Below are 4955 nucleotides of genomic sequence, written 5' to 3'. Positions count from 1 at the left end.
CTCCCCGCGCCGCCAATGCCTTGATAGTCATGCGAGCCTCCTGATCGAGCCGGCTCATGCGCTCCTCCGTGTCGTCCCGTGACACGGTAGGTCGACTTCAACCGGAGGCGACATCTCGTAAATCTGGCCGTCGCCTTACTCACACATTCGCGCGTCGCGCTACAGATGTTGGGAGTTTCGAGCCAGTAGCTGTCCGGGATCTCGGCAACCTCCCGGAGGCTGGGGCAGCGTCCCTTGAACTCAAGGAGGATCGTGTTTCTCACCCGAGGTGGAACGGCGTTCAGAGGAAAAGGTTCATCCCAATCCATGTGTCATCCGCGATTTGAGCCACCTTACAAAGGCAGCAAGCCAATACAGGCTGATCCAAGGCGATAGTCGGGCGAATATTGGGTGTCCACGGCCGATCAGGTTGTCCGGGGAGGTCAAAACCATCACTGCCCCCAAACACCCCTCGGGTCTGCATCGAGCCTTGGCAGGGCTATGCAAGTCCGCAAGGACTTGATCGCGAACAGGCGGAGAAACCCAGGATTGTCCTGATCCTAGCTGGCGAAGCGCAACGTTTCGAAAGGCGATCTCCGTATCGTCATACGACGGCGCCTGATCGCTGGTTTGGGCTGAAGCGGTCTTATCGACTTCGCCTCACAGCATTAATCTAATGAACTGCTGCGGAAAACCCTTAAGCGCTGTACCGCAATGCCTCAAGTAGAGGACGCAGCTTGTGTTTCCGGCGATGCTTGTCGATGAGGGCCTCGATCCGAGCGGTCCACTCGTCAATGCGGCCCGCTGCGTCGTATGCGGCTGCGGCTCGTTGCAACCATTGGGTGGCGATATCGTAGGAGCCCGCCGCTCCAGAATCCATGATCTGGGCGGCGCGGTGCTCAGCGAGCCGAATCACCCAATCAGGGTGGCTCGCAGATGCGACGTCCATCAGCTGCAGGAGAACGGCGTCGCTGGTCTCGTACCCCTTCGCCTCGCCCACGGAGCGCACCGCCTCGGCGATCAGGCCCTCGTGCAGGAGGATCTCGACGCGATCAGGCGCGTGCGCGGCGGCGGTCAGATGATCAAGCAAGTTAGGGCTCAGGTCCTTCCAGCTCTTGCCCGCCTGCGCTTTAACGGCCTGATAGTCTGCGAGCGAATGCGTCTGCTCGAAGGCCGTTTGGGCTGCGGTCAACGCGAAATCCCGGTGGCCCCTATCTGCTGCGTAGCCGCGCAACCATTGCGCCAGTGTCACGACGGGGCGTTCCGACCACCAGCGGGTGTCGTCGGTCTCGTTCTGGGCCCGTCGGAGCCCCTCGTGGGCGATGGTTAGGGCCTCGTCGTGCCACCCGGCTTCCCGGAGCGCCTTGGCGAGGACGAGCGCTTCGCCCGGCGTTGTAAAGGTGTCTCGGGCATAGGCGAGCGCTTCGGGGACACGGTCGAGTTTGACCAGCATGGTGGCGACGCTCGTGCTGGCACCGGCCGCCCGAGCGAGATTCAGATAGGCGTCCCTGCGCCCCCACGCATCGAGAACTCTGAGCCGGACCGCGGTCAACTCATCGTCGTGCTCCTCGTCCCGGTCCGCCGGCGGCCACGGCGCCGCCTCGCCGGCGAGGACAGCCTGGAGCTCTGGGTCGTCCCATCCGGTGGCGAGCGCCTGCGTGGCGACGCCGAAGCCCTCATCAAGACCGTAATCGGCGAGATCGTCCTGCCACGTGCCGATCGTCGTCGCGAGGTCGTCGCGCTCTTCCGGGGTGAGATCGCTCATCAGCACCGCCTCAGCCAGCATACGTCCGAGATCCGGGAACAGGGTGTAGAGATGCTCGTCGGTGTCGCTGGCATAAGCGAGCCAATCCTCCACGAAGGCATCAGTGATGGTCTCGAGGATTCGCAGGGCGTTGCGGCCATCCCCTGCTTCGAGGAATGGAACGGCCTTCTCCACGAGCGCGCGCAACTCGGCGGCGTCGCCGGACGGTTGAACCTCATCCCAGTAGCGCCGCGGGCGGGAGCGCCCGGCTAGGACGGCATGGGCGTGGGCGGCCAGTGGCGCGGGATCGACCGGGGCCTGGCGATCCTGGCGCGGTGATGCGGCAAGCTCGGCCTCAAGCCATCCGGCGAGCTCCGGATCCCATGGGAGCCGCTTGAGGATGAGGTCGATCAGCGTGTCGCGATCAAGCGCCTTCAGGAGGTCGCGGAATGGGGGTCGCTCGATCACGGCGGCCGGGTCGTCGGCCACGGCCAGAAGCGTCGCCACGATGTGCTTGCAACAGCCGCCCCACTCGAAGGGGCAGGTGCAGTGGACTTCAGTGATGGTGCTGTCCTGCAGGCGGATTCGGACATGGTACGGTGTCAGGTCACTGCCCTGCACGTCCGCGGTGAGTTCCTCCCCACGCCGGACCAGGTTGGCGACGGCGCCGCGGCGCCAGTAGTCGCGGCCGCGTTCGAACGACTCGCGGCTCGCCAGCGCCCGAATGGCAGGTTCATCCGGCGGTCGGATGGGCATGGGCGATCCCTCCGGGGTTATCAAGCCACAGGTGAGATGTGGTGTCGAGGTTATTGGCCATTGTGGAATTCTGCTGGCTAAAGGTGCCCATCGCGTGCCGGACGATCGGCAGGCGGTCAGCCCACGTGGGAGGGAACATGGTGGGGAATGGGCGTGTGGACGAGACCAACCCACTCCGGCGCGGCGACAGTTGGGTTCGTTCTGCCAAAATCAACCAAGCTCGCGGACGCGTGCTGCAAAGCCACGATGTGGTTGGACCGAGCCGCTTCAGGAGAGCAAAAGAAAGCCCTAACTCCAAGGTCCTTTTCAACCAGGTCTTCGATGAAGTTTGAGCCGCTGCAGCTTGTGAATCAGCGTATCTCCTCCTGATGGACCGAGGCTCGCCGGAACCATATTGCGCGCCAATGGATATCCGGATATTCTCTCTTGGATATCCGGATATCATGTCAGAGACGCTGATGCCGCTCTATATCAAGGACGATACAACCGCTGAGCTGGTTGCCCAACTTGCCAAGCTTCGAGGCCTCACCAAGCAAGCTGCTGTTCGCCTTGCGGTCCAGGCGGAGTTGGATCGTACGCGCGAGGCCATCCCGCTGCGGGAGCGTGCGGCTGCACTTCGGACGGCCCATGCTCTCCCGCCCCCGACGGGTAAGGCCGCCGACAAAGACTTCTTCGATGACTTGTCTGGAACACTCTGATGGTCTTTGTGGATGCTTCGGCCCTCATTGCGATCATCACCGGCGAGCCGGATGCCGACGCGCTCGCGGACCTGCTCGAGGCCGAGCCGCGCCGGTTGTGCTCTCCCATCTCAGTGTGGGAAACCGTAGCTGGGCTTTGCCACAGCTACATGTTCTCCGTTCCCGCTGCGCGCGATCACGTGCAGCGCTTTCTCGAGGCTCTCGGGTTCGAGTGGGTTGCGATCAGCGAGCGTGAGTACTCTCTCGCGCTGGATGCCTACGCCCACTACGGCAAGGGACGGCATCCCGCAAAGCTCAATATGGGGGATTGCTTTGCCTATGCCTGCGCGAAGAGTCATCGGGCCAAGCTCCTGTTCACAGGGCATGATTTCAGCAAAACCGACATCGGGCGGCTTGCTTAAGGCGCCGGATGGGCCTCAGCACGCGTCGGCCTCCGGGCTGGAGCGGAGAGTGTCTCTGGTGAGGCGATGGCGCACGACCACTCACAGGCGCCGTCACCGCTCGTCGCGCTCCTGCGGCGGGGTGTCATGATGGTCGAAGTCGGGAAGCCCACAGAACAACTCGAACGCGCGGGCCAGAGTTCTCGGCATCTTGCGCAGAACGATCTCGTCGCCGCGGCGGAAGATCTCGACCTCGTCAGCGATGAGGCAGAACTCTTTCGGCAGTTGGATCGCTTGATGGTTGCCCGACCAGAAAACCTTGGCTGTGGTATCCTCGTCTCTGTATGTACCCCTCTGTATGCGCGAGTACCCGCCTTGTTGACTCTTGTCCTACTTTGTCTAAGCTTAGCCATTCTTTCCTTGGCTAACTTGCATGATCTCCAAGCTATTTTGTGCGAGCGCATCCTTTCTTGCGATCGTAGTAACTCAACCTGCCCTGTCCCAGGAGGCCTCAAACCTTCAGTTCCAGACCTCGGCAACACCGGCATTTGTCTCGTGGCACAGCACGAGGGGTAGCGGCAAAGGCTATCAGTCCTTTTCGCCCATCGAGGGAATTACGAAGTTCACGGTCGGGTCAACGGTATCAGCCGAGGCTGGTGTGCGGACGGGCTACATTTCATCCAGCAATGAAACCCCGTTGATGCGTGGTACAGTCTCCACTCTAACTGACACCACCACGCACCTTCAGTTCGCCTATGAGGGGTTCGAAAACGTTCAGCCGTTCGTTACTTTCGACATGAACCTCCCCACGGGTAAGGAGACCCTCCGTGGGCGTGAGAAGAATGCTGTCATGGACCGAGATCTCGTGTTCCAGACGCGGTTTGGCGAGGGTTAGAATTTTAATCCAGGCATCGGCGTCACCGTCCCGTTCGGCCAATCCATCGTGACAACGCTTGCTGTCGGCTACAACTCCCGCGGCAGCTATGTGCCGGACGGAGATACCGGTTTTCACTACGATCCGGGCGACCAAGTCATTGTGACCGCGGGCCTGCAATACATGAGCGAGGATTGGCTCCTGTCGGTTACCGGGATTCTCACCCGTGAGACCACCTCGAAGCTTGCCGGCGTGGAGTTCTTCCGCCCGGGCACCACCTTTGCCATTCTCGGACAGGGCGTGCACAAATGGAGCCCGCAGCACGCGACGACGGCGAGCCTTTATTTCAACAACACCGAAAAGAACGCGGTCCTAGACTTTTTCACAGGCGCCCTAATACTACTGTGTCATAAACTCACGAGGCGAGCTATAGTCGGGAGATCCATCATGCGGAGGCGTGTGATGAACCTTCCTATCCCATCAGAGACGCGCGAGGCGCGGTTTGCCGCCTATGTTGATGCCCT

The 4955-nt window shown here is 61.6% G+C and carries 7 protein-coding genes; 5 read left to right on the top strand and 2 right to left on the bottom strand.

Annotated elements, in window-relative coordinates; all coding sequences use genetic code 11:
• Positions 1-308: hypothetical protein (locus tag FS320_RS47315; RefSeq protein WP_210252239.1), on the bottom strand; the 308-nt coding region annotated here is incomplete at its 3' end.
• A 368-nt stretch (positions 309-676) separates the two neighbouring features.
• Complete coding sequence (locus tag FS320_RS37805; RefSeq protein WP_152717422.1) at positions 677-2479, bottom strand: SWIM zinc finger family protein; 1803 nt, start codon at positions 2477-2479, stop codon at positions 677-679.
• A 155-nt stretch (positions 2480-2634) separates the two neighbouring features.
• Between FS320_RS37805 and FS320_RS45550 the strand changes: the two genes are divergently transcribed.
• From FS320_RS45550 to FS320_RS37780, 5 genes are all read left to right on the top strand, one after another.
• A complete protein-coding gene (locus FS320_RS45550) occupies positions 2635-2811 on the top strand; it encodes a hypothetical protein (RefSeq protein WP_153885383.1) in 177 nt (58 codons plus the stop codon).
• Positions 2812-2922: 111 nt separating this feature from the next.
• Positions 2923-3177: a type II toxin-antitoxin system VapB family antitoxin gene (locus tag FS320_RS37800; protein ID WP_244627650.1), complete on the top strand. Its 255-nt coding sequence runs from the start codon at positions 2923-2925 to the stop codon at positions 3175-3177.
• Positions 3177-3578: a type II toxin-antitoxin system VapC family toxin gene (locus FS320_RS37795; protein WP_152717421.1), complete on the top strand. Its 402-nt coding sequence runs from the start codon at positions 3177-3179 to the stop codon at positions 3576-3578. Before FS320_RS37800 ends, FS320_RS37795 begins: the two co-directional genes overlap by 1 nt.
• 679 nt (positions 3579-4257) lie before the next feature.
• Entirely contained in the window at positions 4258-4452 is a 195-nt protein-coding gene (locus FS320_RS37785) for a hypothetical protein (protein WP_152717419.1), read from the top strand.
• Between the two features lie 48 nt (positions 4453-4500).
• Positions 4501-4955 (top strand): hypothetical protein (locus FS320_RS37780; RefSeq protein WP_152717418.1); only part of this gene is annotated, 455 nt, incomplete at its 3' end.

It is taken from the genome of Microvirga tunisiensis (assembly GCF_009296175.1).
GTDB classification, from domain to species: Bacteria; Pseudomonadota; Alphaproteobacteria; order Rhizobiales; family Beijerinckiaceae; genus Microvirga; species Microvirga tunisiensis.
This window is presented reverse-complemented; position numbering and strand designations above follow the sequence as displayed.

Coding starts and splice junctions, on each gene's coding strand:
- FS320_RS37795 (WP_152717421.1), top strand. CDS start 3,177: ATGGTCTTTGTGGATGCTTCGGCCCTCATTGCGATCATCACCGGCGAG.
- FS320_RS37800 (WP_244627650.1), top strand. CDS start 2,923: ATGTCAGAGACGCTGATGCCGCTCTATATCAAGGACGATACAACCGCT.
- FS320_RS37785 (WP_152717419.1), top strand. CDS start 4,258: ATGCGTGGTACAGTCTCCACTCTAACTGACACCACCACGCACCTTCAG.
- FS320_RS37805 (WP_152717422.1), bottom strand. CDS start 2,479: ATGCCCATCCGACCGCCGGATGAACCTGCCATTCGGGCGCTGGCGAGC.